Here is a 17,338-nt window from a genome sequence, read left to right on the forward strand (position 1 = left end):
CTCTGCTCGCAATAACAGCAAAGGCCAAGACAAAAGAAAAGGGCGGCCGTTGGGCCGCCCTTCCGGAAGTTGATGGTCCAATGCCGCTTTAGCGGCGGTCGCCCATGAACTGCAGCAGGAACATGAACAGGTTGATGAAGTCGAGATAGAGCGTCAGAGCGCCCATGATCGCCTTGCGGCCGGCGACGTCGGAAGTGTCGCCCTCGAAATACATCTCCTTGATCTTCTGCGTGTCATAGGCGGTCAGGCCCGCGAAGACCAGCACGCCGATCGCCGACACGGCAAAGGACAGCGCCGACGACTGCAGGAAGATATTGATCACCGACGCGATGATGATGCCGAACACGCCCATGATCAGGAACGAGCCCATCGCCGTCAGGTCGCGCTTGGTGGTGTAGCCGAACAGCGACAGCGCACCGAAGGCGGCGGCCGTGGCGAAGAAGGTCTGTGAGATGCTGGCCGTGGTGTAGACCAGGAAGATCGAAGACAGCGACAGGCCGACGAGACCGGCATAGACCCAGAACGTCGTCTGCGCCGCCGAAACGCTCATCGACTGAACGCGGAACGACAGGAACAGCACGGCAGCCAGCGGCGCCAGCATCACCACCCAGCGCAGCGGCGAGCCGAAGATCGCGTAGCCGAAGGAGGTCAGCATCTCGCCGCTTGGCAGCGTCGCGACAGCCGAAGCCGGATCGGTGGTGGTGGCCAGCATGATCGTGCCGATCGCGGCAAGACCAGTGATGAGGAGGCCAAGCCCCATCAGATTGTAGACCCTGATCATATAGGCGCGCAGGCCCTGATCGATGTCGGCACCGACGCTGACGCCGGGCACGGCGCGCGTCTGGTAGTTGCGAATGGGATCAGCCATTGTAGTCCTCTATTGCTTCTGCCCCGTCGGGTGTCAGGTCCTTCCGGACCCAGGCGCCGCTGGCAGGGCTCCAGCATGCCTGTGGCGAAATATGATGGTTATTCGCGTCAAGAACAAGTCCGTAACCGGATGTAACGGTTCGTGACAGGGCGAAGTGCCGATTCTTCGGCTTTTCGGAGGGCTTTCTTACCAAGATTTAATCCAGGATGCCCATTTCCGGGCCTGTCGTCACAAATTGCGCAGCACCGGTGCTGCCTTGTGGCCGAGCACCCGCCAGGTGCCGGCAAGACCAATGCCGACCGTGATCACCAGCGAAAACAGAATGGTCGCCACTGCCACCTCGGGCATGAAATGCGACGGCAATGTCATGATGCGCGCGACGACGAACCAGGCCGCCGCACTGCCCGCCGCCAGCGCGAAGATGGCGGTGGCCAGTCCGATCAGCATGTATTCGAGCGAGAAGGCCGATATCAGCGTCGTGCGTGTCGCCCCCAGCGTCTTCAGCACCACCGCATCATGGATGCGCGCCCGGTTGCCGGCGGCGAGCGCGCCGGCCAGCACCAGCACCGAAGCGATCAGCGCCACGCCGGCCGCGGCTCGGATCGCCGAGCCGAGCTGTCCGACCAGCCGGTTGACGACATCGAGCGCGTCCTTGACCCGCACCGTCGTCACCGCCGGGAAGGCGCGGGTGACGGCGTTGAGGATGCGGGCGTCGTCGGCCGTCGAGGTACTCTTTTCGGTCAGCGTCGCCATCCAGCCATGCGGGGCGCCCGCGAATGTGTTGGGCGAGAACACCATGACGAAATTGATGCCCATCGTCTCCCACTCGACCTGGCGGAAATTGGCGATCCTGGCGGTGACATTGCGTCCCAGCACGTTGACGGTGATGGTATCGCCGAGCTTCAGCCCGATCTCCTTGCCTTCCTGCGCCGAAAACGAAACCAGCGGCTCGCCGCTGTAATTTTCGGGCCACCAACTGCCCTCGGTCAACGTCGCGTTCTCCGGCTGCCGGGTGTCATAGGTCAGGCCGCGGTCGCCCCTCAGCACCCAGGCGCCTTCCGCCGGCACCTTCACCTTGTCGACATCGATACCGTTCAGCGCCATCACCCGGCCGCGCAGCATCGGCACCTTGGCCAGCACACCCTGCGGCGCCTCCTTGCCGATCAGCGCCGAGAACGACGCGACATCGGCGCTCTGGATGTCGACGAAGAAGAAGTTCGGCGCCCGTTCCGGCAGGCTGCCGGAGATCTGCCGCCTGAGATTGCCGTCGATCAGCGCCAGCGTCACCAGCAGCGTCAGGCCGAGCCCCAAGGACAGCACCACCGATGGCGTCAGCGCGCCTGGCCGATGGATGTTGCCGATAGCGAGCCTGAGCGCCACGAAGCGCACGCGCGGGCTCTTCCTGGCCGCCCATTGCACCAGTGCGCAGACCACGCGCAGCACCAGGAAGGCGAAGACGGTAGCGCCGACAAAGATCGAGGCGATGCGCTGGTCGCCGGAAAACAGAATGGCCAGCGCCGCCAGCAACAGCGCGATGCCTATGGCCGCCGCGACATAGGCGGGGCGCGGCAAGCCGCGGCCTTCCAGCCCCATCTCGCGAAACAGCGCGGTTGCCGGCACATCGCGGGCGCGGCCGAGCGGCAGCAACGCGAAAGCCAACGTCACCAGCAGGCCGAACAGCGCCGCCATGCCGAGCGCGCCGGGATAGAAGCCGCCTGCGGCCGGCACCGGAATGACGGATTGCAAGGCCGCACTCGCTGCGAACGGCATCAGCGCGCCGAGCACAAGGCCCAGCACGATACCCAATGCGGCAATGATCAGGATCTGCACCAGATAGACGGCAAAGACGAAGCCGCCCGAAGCGCCCAGGCTCTTGAAGGTGGCGATCACGCCGCGCTTGCCGTCGAGATAGGCGCGCACCGCATTGGCGACGCCCACACCGCCGACCACCAGCGCCGTCAGCCCGACCAGGGTCAGGAACTGAGAGAAACGTTCAATGTTCGACGACAGCGCGGGCGCCGCGTTGCTGCGTGTGCGGATCGACCAGCCTGCTTCGGGGAAATCCGTGGCCGCCTGGTCCTGGACGCCCTTCAGTCGCGCCTCGTCGGCGTCTGCCGGTAGGCGGATCTTGTAGGCATTCTCGACCAGGCTGCCCGGCTGGATCAGTCCAGTGGCCGCCAGCCCGTCCGTCGAGATCATCAGCCTTGGCGCGAAGCCGAAACCGTCGGACACGGCGTCCGGTTCGGCGACCAGCCTGGCGCGCAGTTCGAAAGTGGCGGTACCAAGCTTCAGCCGGTCGCCGATCTTGACGTGCAGCCGCTCGAACAGAAGGTCGGGTGCCGCCGCACCGAAGACGCCGAACTCTTCGCCGAACAGTTCCTGTTTCGACAGTGCCGGCTCGGTCTCCAGCGTGCCATAGAGAGGATAGGCATGGTCGACCGCCTTGGCCTCGACCAGCGCCTGGTCGGATCCGTCGGCCAGACGCGCCATCGAACGCATGCTGGCGGTCCGGGAAACTGTGCCGAGCCCGTCAAGGAAGCTGCGCTCCGCCTGGCTGGCGTCACGCTGATTGATCTCGAAGCGAAGGTCGCCGCCCAGCAGCGTCTGGCCCTGATTTGCGACACCGGCGGTGATCGAACGCGCCACCGAGTTGACGCCGCCGATGGCCGCGACGCCGAGCGCGATGCAGGCGAGAAAGATCAGGAAGCCGGACAGGCCGCCGCGCATCTCGCGCAACGAGAAGCGGACCGCGAGCCTCAACGTCCGGGACAGCGGCATCAGGCCGTCACCTTGACAGGCGCCGGCGCCTCGATCCGGCCCGAGCGCATCGATACCTGGCGCGAACAGCGTGCCGCGAGCGCCGGATCATGGGTCACCAGCACCAGCGTCATGCCGCGCTCGGCCGCCTTGGCAAACAGGAGGTCGGCGACCTGCCGCCCGGTCGCCTGGTCGAGATTGCCGGTCGGCTCGTCGGCGATCAGGATGCGCGGCGACGGCGCCAATGCGCGGGCGATCGCCACGCGCTGCTGCTCGCCGCCCGACAATTCGCCGGGATAGTGGGTGACGCGGTCGCTGAGGCCAACCGCCTCCAGCTCGCGCGCCGCCACCGAAAACGGATCGGCATGGCCGGCCAGCTCCAGCGGCACCGCGACATTTTCGAGCGCCGTCATGTTGGGAATGAGATGGAAGGACTGGAACACGATGCCAATGTTTCGGCCTCGAAACGAAGCAATCTGGTCCTCGCTTTTGCCGTTGAGCAACTCACCAGCGATTCGGACCGTACCCGAATCGACCCTTTCCAGGCCTGCCAGGACCATCAGCAATGTCGACTTGCCGGAGCCCGAAGGCCCGACGATGCCGGTCGCCTCCCGGGTCGCCACATCAAGGCTGACACCCTTCAGCACATGGACCGATGAAGCGCCCTCGCCAAGGGTCAGGGATACATCTTTCAGCGCGATGACGGCTTCTGTCAAAATGAAATCGTCCTATAATCTGGGAAGGCTCTGCTTGCCGGAAGCCGTCGACTGAAGAATTCCTAGCTCATATGGGGCCTGCCGCATGTCTTTCAAACGCAGTATTGCCGCAGGCCTCATGGTTTTCCTCGCCATTTGCGGCGCCATGCCGTCAGCGCGTGCCGAGCCGTTCAAAATCGTCGGCTTCGGCGACAGCCTGACGGCGGGCTATGGCCTTGGGCCTGACCAGGGCTTTACCGACAGGCTGCAGGCTGCCCTTCGCGCCAAAGGCCATGATGTGAGCGTCGCCAATGCCGGCGTTTCCGGCGACACGACGAGCGGTGGCCTGGCGCGGCTCGACTGGTCGGTGCCCGACGGCACGCAACTGGTCATCCTCGAACTCGGCGCCAACGACATGCTGCGCGGCGTTTCGCCCGACATCACCAGGAAGAACCTCGACGAGATGCTGAGCAAGCTGAAGCAGCGCAAGATTGCCGTGCTTCTGGCCGGCATGCGTGCCGCACCCAATCTTGGCCCCGACTACCAGAATGCGTTCGACGCCATTTTTCCGGACCTGGCGAAGAAATACGACGTCGTACTCTACCCGTTCTTTCTCGACGGCGTCGCCGGCCAGCCCGGCATGCAACTCGAGGACGGCCTGCATCCGAGCGTTGAAGGCGTCGACCAGATAGTCGAACGCATCCTGCCGACGGTCGAGAAGGTGATCGCTGCAGTGCCGGGCGATTCCTAGCGGATTGGAACTGTTTCCGCGCAGGGGGCTTTTAACAGGGACTGTGGCCAACAAACCTCTTGCTCCGTTTGACTATCGATGATTCGCTGGGGATGACAGTTCGATTCGAGGAAGGGAGGCTCTTCATGCCGCGTCTTTTCACCGCCCTCGAAATTCCGCGTGACGCTGCCCTTTCGCTGTCCCTGCTGCGGGGCGGCTTGCCGGGAGCCCGCTGGATCGATGTCGAAAACTACCATCTGACGCTGCGCTTCATCGGCGATGTTCCCGGCCATGTCGCCGACGAGATCGCCAACGCGCTCGACCGCGTCCACCGCCCTTCCTTCTCGCTGGCGCTGTCCGGCGTCGGCGCTTTCGGCCAGAAGAAGCCACATGCGGTGTGGGCAGGCGCTTCCGCCTCGCCCGGTCTGGCCGCCCTTCAGGGCGAGATCGACCGCATCTGCCAGCGGCTCGGCATCCCGGCCGATCCCCGCAAGTTCATGCCGCATGTCACGCTGGCACGCTTACGCAATTCGACCCCGCTGGACGTCGCCCAATATCTGTCGGCGCGCGGCAATTTCTCGACGCTGCCGTTCCGCGTCGGCCGTTTCGTGCTGATGTCGTCGCGCGATTCGGTCGGCGGTGGACCCTACATCGTCGAGGAAGCCTGGCCGCTGTCAGGCACGGACGCCCGCGCGTCCAGCCTTGTCGCCAGCGCCTCCGACGCCTCGCGGATCATGCGATAGGCGGAAGCGAAGGCTTCTGCCTCGTCATGATAAGGATCCGGCACGTCGCGTGCCTTTCCCTGCGCGAACTCCAGGAACAGATGGATGCGGTCCTGCACGGCCGCCGGCGCCAGCGCCTTCAGGTCGGCGACATTCGACCGGTCCATGCCGAGGATCAGGTCGAAACGGTGGAGGTCCTGCGGCGTGACCTTGCGCGCCCTTTGCCCGGAAATGTCGACGCCGTGCCGCACCGCGATCGCGATCGCGCGTCGATCGGGGGCAGAGCCGGCCTCCCAGTCACTGGTTCCCGCTGAATCGAGCAGGATATCCCGGGCCGACCCGCGCTCGGCCCAAACCGCGCGGAAGACACCTTCCGCCAACGGCGACCGGCAGATATTGCCGAGGCAGACGAAGAGAATGGAGTTTATGGGCTTCGCGCTCATCGATCCGTCGCTATGGTAAGGGTCGTTTTCGAATAGCACAGGATATGGACATGGCGAGAGAGAAACTGGGCAGGCAAGCCGCTGAAGCCGCATTGACCGGTCTTGACGGCTGGGCGCTGGCGGAAGACGGCGCTTCCATCAAGCGCACATTCACCTTCGCGAATTTCTCCGAGGCTTTCGCCTTCATGACCCGCGTCGCGCTTGCCGCCGAGACGATGGACCATCATCCCGACTGGTCGAATGTCTACAAGACCGTCGATGTGACGCTGAACACTCACGACGCCGGCGGCGTCACCACGCTCGATATCGATCTGGCCAAGAAAATGAACCGCTTTGCCGGCGCCTGAGGCCTGGTATCGCCTCGGCAGGCCCAAATCGGCACCAGCATCTTGTAGCGGGGGTCGGGTTTCACCACATTTTCCCCCGCGGGCATGCGCCGGATGCGCATGGGCGCTCGCAAGGAGACACTGATGGCGCAACAATCCGGTTTTGATTTCTTCGGCTTTGGCGGCAAGCTGGCAAACGAGAGCGAAGTGCGCGAGAAATTCTGGCGCACAGCCAAGAAGGCCGCGCTGCAGATCCCCTACATGGAAGAGGTCGTGGCCGCCTACTACTGCGCCATGGACAAGAACACCCCGCTGCGCGCCAAAGGCATTCTGCTCGCGGCGCTCGGTTATTTCGTGCTGCCGGTGGATGTCATCCCCGACTTCGTCTTCGGGCTTGGCTTCACCGACGACATCGCCGTGCTCACCGCCGCGATCACCGCCGTCAGCGCCCACATCACCACTGCGCACCGGCAAGCCGCCAGGGACGCCATGGCCGACAAGGGCTGAACTCACGCACGGAACGCCGTTGAAGCCGGCTTTCTGCGGCAGCGTAAAAAGTCAAACTCTTGCCGCTTTCGTGGCCTCCAAGTCGCCAAAGGGATGTCGCGCCAGCCGCTCGCAAGGCGGCGGCGCGGCAATGGCGGCGGTTTCCTCGGGGTGAGGGTCCTTTTCTCTTCGGAAATTCACCGTTTGGTAACCCAGATTAAATCAAAATGAAGCGACGGGCAGGACGCCAAGCCGGCCTGCCTCCGCACCATTTGGAATACGGGAAAAGCGATGCGCGGATTAATTGCACTAGTTTCGAGCCTGGTCCTGGTGGCCGTGGCAGCGCCGGCGCTGGCGCAGTCGGCGACCAAGATCGGCCAGCACAATGCCTGGGGCACCTACAGTTACCAGGCATCGGGCGGCAAGGTCTGCTATGTCCTGACCGTGCCGACCGACAAGCAGCCGCCTACGCTCGATCATGGCGACATGTTCTTCTTCGTCAGCCAGCGGCCCGGCCAGCAAGTGTCCTACGAGCCGCAATTCATTGCCGGCTACAACTTCCAGGACGGCTCCAAGGCCACCGTGACCATCGACAAGAAGACGTTTTCGATGTTCACCCGCGGAAAATCGGCCTGGGTCGAGAATGCCGCCGAGGAGCCGGTGCTGATCGCCGCCATGAAGACCGGCACCGACATGAAGGTGACGGCGAAGTCCGGCCGCGGCAATCCCACCTCCTATGTCTTCTCGCTGAAAGGTATTTCGGCGGCGCTGACGTCGATTGCCAAGTGCAAATAGGCAAGGAGTGCAGGCACGCACTTCGCTTTGAATGAAAGGCCGGGCCGCGAAGCCCGGCCTTTTTGCTTTCAGCCTTGCGCCGATCCCGGCCCGGCCTCCGCCCGCCGCCGCCGGATCGCCTCGGCGATGAAAACACGCGACAGCGCGTGGTAGAGCGGCTCGTGCGAGATCATCCGCGCCGTACCGTAGCCCAGCATCGAGGCCAGCATCAGCGCGATGACATTGTCGTGATTGCCGGTCATCTCCAGGATGATGACGAAAGCCGTCATCGGCGCCTGCACCACCCCGGCGAAATAGCCGGCCATGCCGAGCAGTGCCGCAGCCCCCGTGCTGGCGCCGAAGAGGAGGCCGAGCGAACTGCCGATGCCGGCGCCGACCGCCAGCGAGGGCGCGAAGATGCCGCCCGGAATGCCCGAGATCATCGACAGCAGTCCCGCCAGGAACTTTTCGGCAAAGAAGAACCATGGCAGCGGCGTGCCTTCGACGGCGCCCCGTGCCTGCACGTAACCGGTGCCGAAGGTCAGCCCGCCCGAGGCGATGCCGATCACTGCAACCAGCAGCCCGCAGACGGCCGCGACCAGCAAAGCGCGCTGCAAAGGCTGCCCAGTGTTCCAGCGCCGGATCCGGCGTGTCGCCTTCAACGCCAGCAGCGAAAACAGCGCGCCGAGCCCGCCGCCGATGACGCCGCAGGCGATCACCAGCGGCCACTCGGCGGCAAACGAGATCGTGTCCTTGGCGACGCCGAAATAGGTGTAGTTGCCGAGCAGGCCGAGCGAGGCGAGGCCGGCCAGGATCACCGCCGTCAGCACCAGCCCGTTGGTACGCGCCTCGTAGGTGCGGCCCATCTCCTCGATGGCGAAGACGATGCCGGCCAGCGGCGTGTTGAAGGCGGCGGCGATACCGGCGGCCGACCCGGCCAGAATCAGGCCCCGCGCCTGCACCATGCCGCCCCAGCGCGCCGCCTGCAGCATCAGCGACGCGCCGACCTGCACGGTCGGACCCTCGCGGCCGATCGAGGCGCCGCAGAACAGGCCGACGATGGTGAGCATGATTTTGCCGACCACCAGCTTGAGGGACAGGATATGACTTCGGTCCTCGTCGTCGCGAAGATGGCGGGCGGCGATCGCCTGCGGAATGCCGCTGCCTTGCGAGCCGGGAACGAAGGTGTGGGCAAGCCAGGCGCACAGCACGAAACCCAACGGCGTAACGGCAAGCGGCAGATAGAAACGCCAGCCGCCTCCGTCTCCTGTCATCAGGTGAAACAGTTCCTGCGCCCTGTCCGCCAGCACCGCGAACAGCACGCTGATCACACCGATGCCAAGCGCCCCGGCCCAGAACACCAGGCGCGGCTGCCACACCCGCCGTGAGCCCCACATCGCGCGCGAACGCCGCAGCATGGGATATCTTCGCGATGTGCCGGCCATGTCTGTCCTCGAGCGGGGAGTATCGAGCCCTAACACGTGCAGGCCAGAGGTTAAACCGGCACAACCCATGACTCTGCCCTCAACCTGTGCTATGCGCCGCGCTTCCTTTCCGGCACGATGCGTGAAATCGGCCGCAAACCGCTTATATCAGTGCAACCATGACCCTTTCATTCGATCTCACCACTGACGGCGCCCGCGACGCGTTGCGCGCCCGCGCGGCACAGCCCGAAAAGCCGTCGCTGATCGGCCTGACGCGGGTCGAGCTCGCCGAGGCTCTGGTTGCATCAGGCACTGTGCCCGAGCGCCAGGCGAAAATGCGCGCCCAGCAGCTGTGGCACTGGATGTATGTGCGCGGCGTCTCCGATTTCGCCGGCATGTTCAACATTTCCAAGGATCTGCGCGCCGAACTGGACAAGCACTTCACCGTCGCCAGGCCCGAGATCGTCGAGGAGCAGATTTCCGCCGACGGCACGCGCAAATGGCTGTTCCGCTTTCCGCCGCGCGGCGCCGGCCGGCCGGTCGAGATCGAGACTGTCTACATTCCCGAAGAGGGTCGCGGCACGCTGTGCATCTCCTCGCAGGTGGGCTGCACGCTGACCTGCTCGTTTTGCCACACCGGCACGCAGAAGCTGGTGCGCAATCTGACGGCTGAGGAGATCCTCGCCCAGCTGCTCACCGCCCGCGACCGGCTCGGCGATTTTCCCGACCGCGACACGCCCGACGGCGCCATCGTGCCGGCCGAGGGCCGCAAAGTGTCCAACATCGTCATGATGGGAATGGGCGAACCGCTTTACAATTTCGAAGCGGTCAAGAAGGCGCTGCTGATCGCTTCCGACGGTGACGGCCTTTCCTTGTCGAAGCGCCGCATCACGCTGTCGACCTCCGGCGTCGTGCCGGAAATCTTCCGCACCGGCGAGGAGATCGGCGTCATGCTGGCGATCTCGCTGCATGCCACCAATGACGATCTGCGCGACCTGCTTGTGCCGATCAACAAGAAGTATCCGCTGAAGGAGCTGATCGCCGCCTGCCGCGCCTATCCCGGCCTGTCGAACGCCAAGCGCATCACCTTCGAATATGTGATGCTGAAGGATGTCAACGATTCCATCGAGGACGCCAAGGGGCTGATCAAGCTGCTCAAGGGCATTCCGGCCAAGATCAATTTGATCCCGTTCAACCCGTGGCCTGGCACCAACTACCAGTGCTCGGACTGGGAGACGATCGAGAAATTCGCCGACTACATCAACAACGCCGGCTATGCCTCGCCGATCCGCACGCCACGCGGCCGCGACATCCTCGCCGCCTGCGGCCAGCTCAAGTCCGACTCCGAGCGCATGCGCAAGGTCGACCGGCTGGCGCTGGAAGCGATGATGATAGCGGGGCACGGCGAGGCGTGAGCCGCCCCGTCGCCTGGCTGAAGCGCCTCGCCGTGATGGCGGTCGGCTATATCGCCGCCGTGCTGACCTCGATCCTGGTCCCGGTGCTGCTGATCGCTCTTCTGGAAGGTTTGGAAGATGGCAACTGGTCCATCATTTTCGCTTTCGACTGGCTGGGTTCCTTCCCGCTCGCGGTGTTGACCGTGACGATCGCCGCGCTGCTAATCGTCGGCCCGGCGCTCTTTGTCGCTGAATGGTTTTCGCTTCGGGGATGGTTCTACTTTGCCGCCACGGGTGCGATCACGTCCATCGCCTTTGGCGTGTCCATGCCGCGCTCGGCCGGCAGTTTTATCTTCAATCCGGGCTTTCTCGGTTTCCTGGCCACCGCCGGCATTGCCGCCGGTTCGGTCTACTGGCTTCTGGCCGGACGCAAGTCGGGCATGCGCCGGGATTTGGGCCGAGATCTGGGATGACCCGTCTCGTCGGCTACCTCATCCGTTTCACCGTCATCCTGTTCGGCTATGCCATCGCCTCGCTGGCGGCGAGCGCCTTCCTCAACATCCTGTTCCTGGCCTCTCTCGGCTACGCACCGGAGCAAGCGCAACCGGCGGTGACGGCTTCCCTGTATTTCTCGATTCCCTTCGTCGCCCTGTTCGTCGCCTATTTCGCCCTGATGCCGGCTTGCATAGTCATCCTGCTTGCCGAGATCCTCGGCCGGCGAGACTGGCTGTACTATGCCTTGGCGGGCGCGGCGGTTGCCGGCGTTTTCCTCGGGCTTGCCGACCACAGCGGTGACACCGCCTTCACGGTCAGGGACACCAGCGCCATCATGGCGGTGATCGGCGGCGGCATGGTCGGCGGCATCTTCTACTGGCTCAGCGCCGGGCGCTGGGCCGGAAGCTGGTGGCAAGGCGAACCAGAATCCGGCGATGGTGGTCGAGCAGGATGACGGCCGCTATTTCGCCTGGGCCGTCAGGATCTTGAGCGCGAAGGCGGAGAACACGCCGGCAAAGAGATAGTCGACCACCCGCGTGACGCGCGGGCTGGCCTTCATCGCCGCCGAGAACTTTTCCGCCGCCAGCACCATCGGCACGGTCACCGGGACCGACAACACGATGAACATGAGTCCGAGGAAAAACAGCTTTCCCGGGGCGTTCGGATCATGCGCGGAGACGAACTGCGGCAGGAAGGTCATGAAGAACAGGATGATCTTCGGGTTGAGCAGATTGACGCCGAGTCCCGCCGCCCAGCTGCGCAACAGCGAAATCTCGGGGCCGGTCTTCTTCTCCGGCGAAAAGGCCGAGCCCCTGGTGATCGCCTGCCAGGCCAGGAAGACGAGATAGCCCGCGCCGAAGATCTTCAGCACGAAGAAAGCCATCGGCGAGGCGACGATCAGTGCCGAGACACCGACAACCACCAGCGTGGTGTGGATCAGCGTGCCGCACAGCGCGCCGGCCATCGAGGCAAAGCCGGTGGCACGGCCCTGGTTGAGCGTGCGCGAGACGAACAGCGTCATGTCCGGACCCGGCGTGATCGCCAGGATGACCGTGGCAATGGCGAACTGGATCAGCGTGGCGGTGTCTGGAATGAACGACATGAGCGGCCCCAGGGAATTGGGAGGCCTATACAGGATGCGCCATGACGATGCCAGACACAGCAGCCACCCGATGTCGATCCAGCAGGCGTCCGCAAGGCATTCGCTGGACGGCCGGCCGCGGCGTCCTATGCCTGCCTGCTCAGCCGCATCCTCGCCGGCTCCTCCGCGACGAGTTGATCGTTGCTAACATCGGCGTCCCCGGTGATCTGGTCGATCGGCTTGGGCCGGCCGAGGAAATAGCCTTGCGCCTCGTTGCAGCCTTCGACCTGCAGGATGGTGAGCTGGACATGCGTCTCGACGCCTTCGGCAAGCACCGGAATGTCGAGGCTGCGGCCCAGCGTCAGCACCGCCCGGATGATGGCCTTGGCCTGCGGGCTTCGCTCGACGTCAGCCATGAACGAGCGGTCGAGTTTGATCTTGTCGAAGGGAAACGAGCGCAGCGTATCGAGCGATGAATAGCCGGTGCCGAAATCGTCGATCGCGATCGTCACCCCCAGCGCCTTGATCTGGCGCAGGACATGCAGCGTGCGCACCTTGTCGGCGACGATCGTCGATTCGGTGAGCTCCAGCTCCAACCGTTTCGGCGACAGCCCGGTCTCGATCAGGATTTGATGGATGAGCTTGGCGAGATCGGCATGGGCGAACTGTACCGGTGACAGATTGACCGCGATCTTGTGGCCATTGCCCCACGAGGCCGCCTGGCGGCACGCGGTCCGCAGCACCCATTCGCCGATCGCCATGATCGAGCCGTTCTCTTCGGCAATCGGGATGAATTCAGCGGGCGGAATCATGCCGTGCACGGGATGGGTCCAGCGCAGCAGCGCCTCGTAGCCGCAGGTGGCGCCGGTCGGGACCGAGGTCTGCACCTGATAGTGCAGCGAAAGCTCGCCGCGGTCGATCGCCTGGCGAAGGTCGGTGGCCAAGGCGCGGCGCGCCCGCGCCGTCTCGTCCATGGCGGATTCGTAGAAGCAGACGGCTCGCGTGACGTCGTTCTTCGCCCGGTACATGGCAAGATCGGCGTTGCTGACCAGCCGCTCGCGGTCGGCCCCGTCGCGCGGATAGACGGCGACGCCGATGCTGGCGCCCGCGGCGATCTCGAAATCGTCGAGCCGCAACGGTTCGAACAGGGATTTCTCCAGCCGCGAGACCAGCCCGAGAAGGTCCTTCTGATCCTTGAAGCGCTTGATCGCGGCGAACTCGTCACCGCCGAGCCGGGCGACGAACTCGCCCTCGCCGGTGAGTTTCGCCAGCCTGCGGGCGACGATCTTGAGCGCCTGGTCGCCGGCCGCATGCCCCCTGAGGTCGTTGATCTCCTTGAAGCGGTCGAGATCGATGACGATGACCGCCGTCATTGTGTCCTCGCCCTCGCGTGCCCGGTCGATCTCATGGTCGAGGCGGTCGTTGAAGGAGACCCGGTTGGGAAGGCCGGTAAGGGCGTCGTTGAGGGCGAGATGCTGAAGCCGCTCGAAACTCTCCAGACGGCCACGCTCATCGATCAGATAGCTGGCGAAGCCGGTGGCCGCGACGATCAGGCCCACCACGGCGACGGCGACCGCCATTGCCACCAGAATATCGGGATTGGTGCCTGTGCTGATGAAGGACAGCGGCGTCACCGCCACCGCGGCCATAGCCGTGAAATGCAGGCCGACGATCGCCAGCACCAGCAGCCCGATGGCGAGATAATGCGACCAGCGGTATGGCCGGCGCACGGCATGGCCGACGGCCAAGGCGGAGAACACGGCCGAGATGACCAGTGAGGCCACGACATAGGAGCCGTCCCATTCGACGATGCCGGCAACATGATAAGCCATCATGCCGGTGTAGTGCATGGACGAAATCGCCAGGCCGACGACGATGCCGCCCCATTCCGGAGCCAGGCGCCGGCTCTTGCCGGATGCGAGGGTGAAGCCCAGCCCGGTGCCGATGATGGCGATGACCAGGGATGCCATGGTCAGGACCGGATCGAAGGTGATCGGCGCGCCGGGCTGGTAGGCCAGCATGGCGATGAAATGGGTGCACCAGATCGACGAGCCGGCGGCGACCGCGGTCAGGAACAGCCAGCCCTTCATCTGCACGCCGGCGGTTTTCCTCGAACGGTCGAAGAGGCCGATCGTCACCCAGCAGCCGGTGACGCACATCAGCGCCGCCAGCAGGACAAGCCACAGATTATGCTCCATGGCGATGCATGATATAACGCGCATCAAGAACGGCCCGAGTCCGAGGACACCCACGACAAAGCAGGCAAGAAGCCGCCCGGAACGTGGTCAAGGCGGCTTTGTCGTAAGTGTTAGCGGCACGGCGTGAAAACTTGATTAAGTCCCTCCAGCAAATGCAGCCTTTGATTGCAGCAGATTGTTTTCGCTGCCGGCCGCCCCCGGCCATGCGCTGGACCAGAAGCCGTGCATGCACGCGTGCTTGCTCGCTCTGCCGTTCCTGCTAAAAGGCGCTGCGACAATCCGTGACGCCCAGGCTGGGGCGTCCGCCATCGACGGAGTAGAAATGTCCAAGGCCAAAGACGTCAAAAAAGTCGTGCTTGCCTATTCAGGCGGTCTCGACACATCCATCATCCTGAAATGGCTGCAGACTGAACTCGGCGCCGAAGTCGTGACTTTCACCGCCGATCTCGGCCAGGGCGGCGAACTCGAGCCGGCCCGTCGCAAGGCCGAGATGATGGGCATCAAGGACATCCGCGTCGTCGACGTGCGCGAGGAATTCGTGTCCGACTTCGTCTTCCCGATGTTCCGCGCCAACACCGTCTATGAAGGCACCTATCTGCTTGGCACCTCGATCGCGCGGCCGCTGATCTCCAAGCATCTGGTCGATATAGCGCGGGAAACCGGCGCCGACGCGATCGCGCATGGCGCCACCGGCAAGGGCAACGATCAGGTGCGCTTCGAGCTTTCGGCTTACGCATTGAACCCCGACATCAAGGTCATCGCGCCGTGGCGCGACTGGTCATTCAAGTCGCGCACCGACCTGATGAATTTCGCCGAGCAGCACCAGATCCCGGTGCCGAAGGACAAGAAGGGCGACGCACCGTTCTCGGTCGACGCCAACCTTTTGCATTCGTCCTCCGAGGGCAAGGTGCTGGAAGACCCGTGGGTGGAGCCGCCCGAATTCGTCCACCAGCGCACCGTTTCGCCGATGGACGCACCTGATACCGTCACCGAGATCGAGATCGAGTTCCTGAAGGGCGATCCGATCGCGCTGAACGGCAAGAAGCTGTCGCCGGCGACCATGCTGGCGGCACTCAACGATCTTGGCCGCGACAATGGCATCGGCCGGCTCGACCTGGTCGAGAACCGCTTCGTCGGCATGAAATCGCGTGGCGTCTACGAAACACCAGGCGGCACGATCCTGATTGCCGCCCACCGCGCCATCGAATCGATCACGCTCGACCGTGGGGCCGCCCATCTCAAGGACGAGTTCATGCCGCGTTACGCTGAGCTGATCTACAACGGCTTCTGGTTCGCGCCCGAACGGCTGATGCTGCAGGCGATGATCGACAAGAGCCAGGAAGAGGTCGAGGGCACGGTGCGCCTCAAGCTCTACAAGGGCAACGTCATGGTCACCGGCCGCAAGTCGAAGAAGACGCTCTATTCGGATGCGCTGGTCACCTTCGAGGACGACCGCGGCGCCTACGACCAGAAGGACGCCGCCGGCTTCATCCGTCTCAATGCGCTGCGGCTGAGGACGCTGGCCGCGCGCAACCGCGCCAAGTAGGGCGGATGCGCGGTTTCGGTCGCTGCCTGGCGCCCCTGGTTGTTCTGGCGACGCCGGCGGCGGGCCAGGAGTTCGACCCCGCCTCTCTCGACCTTCCGGCGCTGATCGAGTGCAGGGCGGACGTTCCGACCTACAACGACTTTGCCCTGTGGCTGTCCAGCGCACCGGGCGCCGTTGAAACGCTTGGCTGGAAGGAGGTTGCCTCGGGCAATCCGTTTCTCAGCCAATACGAACTGCCGGCCAAAATCCGCGTGTTCAACCGCGAGACAGGATCGATCGTGTTTACCGCTGCGGGGCCGATGGCCGTGCTCGACGGCGTTGCCGCGCCGGAGCTTGCCGAAGAACTCAACGTCATGGCCGTTTTTTCCACGCCGCAAAAATTCCTTGGCGAGAAGGTCGTTGTCCACAGCACCGAAGAGTCGGAAGGATTGACCTTCTCCACGGACGTCAAGCTTAACGTCTCGACCGTCGAGTCCCACCCCGGCAAGACCCTGGCCGGCTGCTCCTACACGCTCGAAATCAAATAAAAACCCGGCATTCGCGCCGGGTTTTCGATCAAGTCAGAAATGGCCGGGGCCCTTCTGCCCGGTGCATGGTCCGTCAATCGCCGTCGATCGCCGTGGCGATGCGGGCGATGGCCTGCTGATAGACGCTCGCGGAATTCCAGCCGGCAATCGCGCCCATATTCGCACTCGCGCTCGCGCCCGCCCGCCAGCCATGGCCCTTGAGGAAGTTGGCGGTGGAAGCCAGCGCCGTGCCCTTGTCGCGCAGGTTTCCGCCGCCGACGCCATATTTCAGGACGTTTCCTGGCAGGAACTGCGTGTGTCCGATCTCGCCATGCGCGGCGCCGACCGACGAGGCTGACAACGCCCCGCGATCAACCAGCTTCAGGGCTGCGATGGCATGCGGGTAGAAGAACCCCGGGCGGCGGCAATCATAGGCAAGCGTCAAAATGGCAGAGACGGTGTTCTGGTTGCCCATGGCCGAACCGAAGCCGGTTTCCATACCCCAGATGGCGAGCAACACGCCCGGCGACACGCCGTAATTCGCTTCGATCTTGGCGAACAGCGCCGCATTCGACTTTTTCAGCGACCGGCCCTTGGAAATAATCGCCGCGCCGCCGCGCCGCCGCATGAAATCGTCCACCGAGCCGCTGAAAGCCTTGTGAATGCCGCGGTCGACGGAGATCGTCTTGGTCGCGTAGTTCGCCCCGGCCAGAGCGGCCAGCCCCTTGGCGCCTACACCTTCCGACCTGGCCTGCGCGGCAAAATCCTGCTTCCAGGCCTCGAAGCCGGCGCCGGTCTTGCCGCAGCTGGCCGCTGCCTGTGCGCCCGTCGCCAGCGCAAGCACCGCCACCACGGCCGCTGCAAACATCTTTCCCTTGGCAAGAATTGCCATG

18 protein-coding genes are annotated in these 17,338 nt (G+C 64.3%); 10 read left to right on the forward strand and 8 right to left on the reverse strand.

All coding sequences use genetic code 11. The annotated features are described in order from the left end of the window. Positions 1–88: 88 nt before the first annotated feature. The 3 genes from NP503_RS16940 to NP503_RS16950 form a co-directional block, all read right to left on the reverse strand. The gene (locus NP503_RS16940; RefSeq protein WP_127271172.1) at positions 89–868 is read right to left on the reverse strand and encodes a Bax inhibitor-1/YccA family protein; all 780 of its coding nucleotides are present in this window, start codon (positions 866–868) and stop codon (positions 89–91) included. Between the two features lie 228 nt (positions 869–1,096). Continuing rightward, positions 1,097–3,646 carry an ABC transporter permease gene (locus NP503_RS16945; RefSeq protein ID WP_127268356.1) on the reverse strand — a complete coding sequence of 850 codons (2,550 nt, stop codon included), beginning with the start codon at positions 3,644–3,646 and terminating at the stop codon, positions 1,097–1,099. Beyond that, the gene (locus NP503_RS16950; protein WP_127268357.1) at positions 3,646–4,341 is read right to left on the reverse strand and encodes an ABC transporter ATP-binding protein; all 696 of its coding nucleotides are present in this window, start codon (positions 4,339–4,341) and stop codon (positions 3,646–3,648) included. Before NP503_RS16950 ends, NP503_RS16945 begins: the two co-directional genes overlap by 1 nt. Before the next feature lie 85 nt (positions 4,342–4,426). Between NP503_RS16950 and NP503_RS16955 the strand changes: the two genes are divergently transcribed. Together NP503_RS16955 and thpR are read left to right on the forward strand one after the other, a co-directional pair. Further along, positions 4,427–5,071 carry an arylesterase gene (locus tag NP503_RS16955; protein ID WP_127268358.1) on the forward strand — a complete coding sequence of 215 codons (645 nt, stop codon included), beginning with the start codon at positions 4,427–4,429 and terminating at the stop codon, positions 5,069–5,071. 125 nt (positions 5,072–5,196) lie between these two features. Beyond that, positions 5,197–5,793 (forward strand): RNA 2',3'-cyclic phosphodiesterase, encoded by a 597-nt coding sequence (thpR, locus tag NP503_RS16960; protein ID WP_127268359.1) that lies wholly within the window; start codon positions 5,197–5,199, stop codon positions 5,791–5,793. On the opposite strand, the gene NP503_RS16965 is transcribed toward thpR, so the two are convergent. After that, positions 5,697–6,215, reverse strand: coding sequence for a low molecular weight protein-tyrosine-phosphatase (locus NP503_RS16965; RefSeq protein WP_127268360.1), 519 nt, complete (start codon positions 6,213–6,215; stop codon positions 5,697–5,699). The genes thpR and NP503_RS16965 overlap by 97 nt on opposite strands. Positions 6,216–6,265: 50 nt before the next feature. Here NP503_RS16965 and NP503_RS16970 point away from each other — a divergent pair, with 50 nt between their 5' ends. The 3 genes from NP503_RS16970 (at position 6,266) to NP503_RS16980 (ending at position 7,822) form a co-directional block, all read left to right on the forward strand. Continuing rightward, entirely contained in the window at positions 6,266–6,562 is a 297-nt protein-coding gene (locus tag NP503_RS16970; protein ID WP_127268361.1) for a 4a-hydroxytetrahydrobiopterin dehydratase, read from the forward strand. Positions 6,563–6,685: 123 nt separating this feature from the next. Next, entirely contained in the window at positions 6,686–7,048 is a 363-nt protein-coding gene (locus NP503_RS16975) for a YkvA family protein (protein ID WP_127268362.1), read from the forward strand. Positions 7,049–7,318: 270 nt separating this feature from the next. Next, positions 7,319–7,822, forward strand: a complete 504-nt coding sequence (locus NP503_RS16980; RefSeq protein WP_127268363.1) for an invasion associated locus B family protein — start codon at positions 7,319–7,321, stop codon at positions 7,820–7,822. Between the two features lie 68 nt (positions 7,823–7,890). Here the strand turns inward: NP503_RS16980 and NP503_RS16985 are convergent, their stop codons facing one another. Then, positions 7,891–9,246 carry a chloride channel protein gene (locus NP503_RS16985; protein ID WP_127271175.1) on the reverse strand — a complete coding sequence of 452 codons (1,356 nt, stop codon included), beginning with the start codon at positions 9,244–9,246 and terminating at the stop codon, positions 7,891–7,893. Between the two features lie 158 nt (positions 9,247–9,404). Between NP503_RS16985 and rlmN the strand changes: the two genes are divergently transcribed. The 3 genes from rlmN to NP503_RS17000 are packed head-to-tail and all read left to right on the forward strand — an operon-like array spanning position 9,405 to position 11,568. Continuing rightward, positions 9,405–10,640 carry a 23S rRNA (adenine(2503)-C(2))-methyltransferase RlmN gene (rlmN, locus tag NP503_RS16990; RefSeq protein ID WP_127271171.1) on the forward strand — a complete coding sequence of 412 codons (1,236 nt, stop codon included), beginning with the start codon at positions 9,405–9,407 and terminating at the stop codon, positions 10,638–10,640. Positions 10,641–10,675: 35 nt separating this feature from the next. Next, positions 10,676–11,092 (forward strand): hypothetical protein, encoded by a 417-nt coding sequence (locus tag NP503_RS16995; RefSeq protein WP_236382957.1) that lies wholly within the window; start codon positions 10,676–10,678, stop codon positions 11,090–11,092. Next, on the forward strand, positions 11,089–11,568 hold the full coding sequence (locus tag NP503_RS17000; protein ID WP_127271178.1) for a hypothetical protein: 480 nt from the start codon (positions 11,089–11,091) through the stop codon (positions 11,566–11,568). Before NP503_RS16995 ends, NP503_RS17000 begins: the two co-directional genes overlap by 4 nt. Positions 11,569–11,574: 6 nt before the next feature. On the opposite strand, the gene NP503_RS17005 is transcribed toward NP503_RS17000, so the two are convergent. Both NP503_RS17005 and NP503_RS17010 read right to left on the reverse strand, forming a co-directional pair. Next, on the reverse strand, positions 11,575–12,216 hold the full coding sequence (locus NP503_RS17005) for a LysE family translocator (RefSeq protein WP_127271180.1): 642 nt from the start codon (positions 12,214–12,216) through the stop codon (positions 11,575–11,577). Positions 12,217–12,341: 125 nt separating this feature from the next. Continuing rightward, positions 12,342–14,417 (reverse strand): bifunctional diguanylate cyclase/phosphodiesterase, encoded by a 2,076-nt coding sequence (locus NP503_RS17010; protein WP_236382960.1) that lies wholly within the window; start codon positions 14,415–14,417, stop codon positions 12,342–12,344. A 298-nt stretch (positions 14,418–14,715) separates the two neighbouring features. On the opposite strand from NP503_RS17010, the gene NP503_RS17015 reads away from it, so the two are divergent. Next, the gene (locus NP503_RS17015; RefSeq protein WP_127271182.1) at positions 14,716–15,939 is read left to right on the forward strand and encodes an argininosuccinate synthase; all 1,224 of its coding nucleotides are present in this window, start codon (positions 14,716–14,718) and stop codon (positions 15,937–15,939) included. A gap of 5 nt (positions 15,940–15,944) precedes the next feature. Further along, positions 15,945–16,466, forward strand: coding sequence for a hypothetical protein (locus NP503_RS17020; RefSeq protein ID WP_127273228.1), 522 nt, complete (start codon positions 15,945–15,947; stop codon positions 16,464–16,466). Between the two features lie 73 nt (positions 16,467–16,539). On the opposite strand, the gene NP503_RS17025 is transcribed toward NP503_RS17020, so the two are convergent. Continuing rightward, positions 16,540–17,337, reverse strand: coding sequence for a lytic transglycosylase domain-containing protein (locus NP503_RS17025; RefSeq protein WP_127271186.1), 798 nt, complete (start codon positions 17,335–17,337; stop codon positions 16,540–16,542). Position 17,338 lies beyond the last annotated feature (1 nt).

This window comes from Mesorhizobium sp. SEMIA396, assembly GCF_024518615.1.
Taxonomy (GTDB): domain Bacteria; phylum Pseudomonadota; class Alphaproteobacteria; order Rhizobiales; family Rhizobiaceae; genus Mesorhizobium.

Excerpts from the sequence above, each read along its gene's own strand:
- NP503_RS16940 (WP_127271172.1), bottom strand. The coding sequence starts at position 868 with ATGGCTGATCCCATTCGCAACTACCAGACGCGCGCCGTGCCCGGCGTC.
- NP503_RS16945 (WP_127268356.1), bottom strand. The coding sequence starts at position 3,646 with ATGCCGCTGTCCCGGACGTTGAGGCTCGCGGTCCGCTTCTCGTTGCGC.
- NP503_RS16955 (WP_127268358.1), top strand. The coding sequence starts at position 4,427 with ATGTCTTTCAAACGCAGTATTGCCGCAGGCCTCATGGTTTTCCTCGCC.
- thpR (WP_127268359.1), top strand. The coding sequence starts at position 5,197 with ATGCCGCGTCTTTTCACCGCCCTCGAAATTCCGCGTGACGCTGCCCTT.
- NP503_RS16965 (WP_127268360.1), bottom strand. The coding sequence starts at position 6,215 with ATGAGCGCGAAGCCCATAAACTCCATTCTCTTCGTCTGCCTCGGCAAT.
- NP503_RS16970 (WP_127268361.1), top strand. The coding sequence starts at position 6,266 with ATGGCGAGAGAGAAACTGGGCAGGCAAGCCGCTGAAGCCGCATTGACC.
- NP503_RS16975 (WP_127268362.1), top strand. The coding sequence starts at position 6,686 with ATGGCGCAACAATCCGGTTTTGATTTCTTCGGCTTTGGCGGCAAGCTG.
- NP503_RS16980 (WP_127268363.1), top strand. The coding sequence starts at position 7,319 with ATGCGCGGATTAATTGCACTAGTTTCGAGCCTGGTCCTGGTGGCCGTG.
- NP503_RS16985 (WP_127271175.1), bottom strand. The coding sequence starts at position 9,246 with ATGGCCGGCACATCGCGAAGATATCCCATGCTGCGGCGTTCGCGCGCG.
- rlmN (WP_127271171.1), top strand. The coding sequence starts at position 9,405 with ATGACCCTTTCATTCGATCTCACCACTGACGGCGCCCGCGACGCGTTG.
- NP503_RS16995 (WP_236382957.1), top strand. The coding sequence starts at position 10,676 with ATGGCGGTCGGCTATATCGCCGCCGTGCTGACCTCGATCCTGGTCCCG.
- NP503_RS17000 (WP_127271178.1), top strand. The coding sequence starts at position 11,089 with ATGACCCGTCTCGTCGGCTACCTCATCCGTTTCACCGTCATCCTGTTC.
- NP503_RS17005 (WP_127271180.1), bottom strand. The coding sequence starts at position 12,216 with ATGTCGTTCATTCCAGACACCGCCACGCTGATCCAGTTCGCCATTGCC.
- NP503_RS17010 (WP_236382960.1), bottom strand. The coding sequence starts at position 14,417 with ATGCGCGTTATATCATGCATCGCCATGGAGCATAATCTGTGGCTTGTC.
- NP503_RS17015 (WP_127271182.1), top strand. The coding sequence starts at position 14,716 with ATGTCCAAGGCCAAAGACGTCAAAAAAGTCGTGCTTGCCTATTCAGGC.
- NP503_RS17020 (WP_127273228.1), top strand. The coding sequence starts at position 15,945 with ATGCGCGGTTTCGGTCGCTGCCTGGCGCCCCTGGTTGTTCTGGCGACG.
- NP503_RS17025 (WP_127271186.1), bottom strand. The coding sequence starts at position 17,337 with ATGGCAATTCTTGCCAAGGGAAAGATGTTTGCAGCGGCCGTGGTGGCG.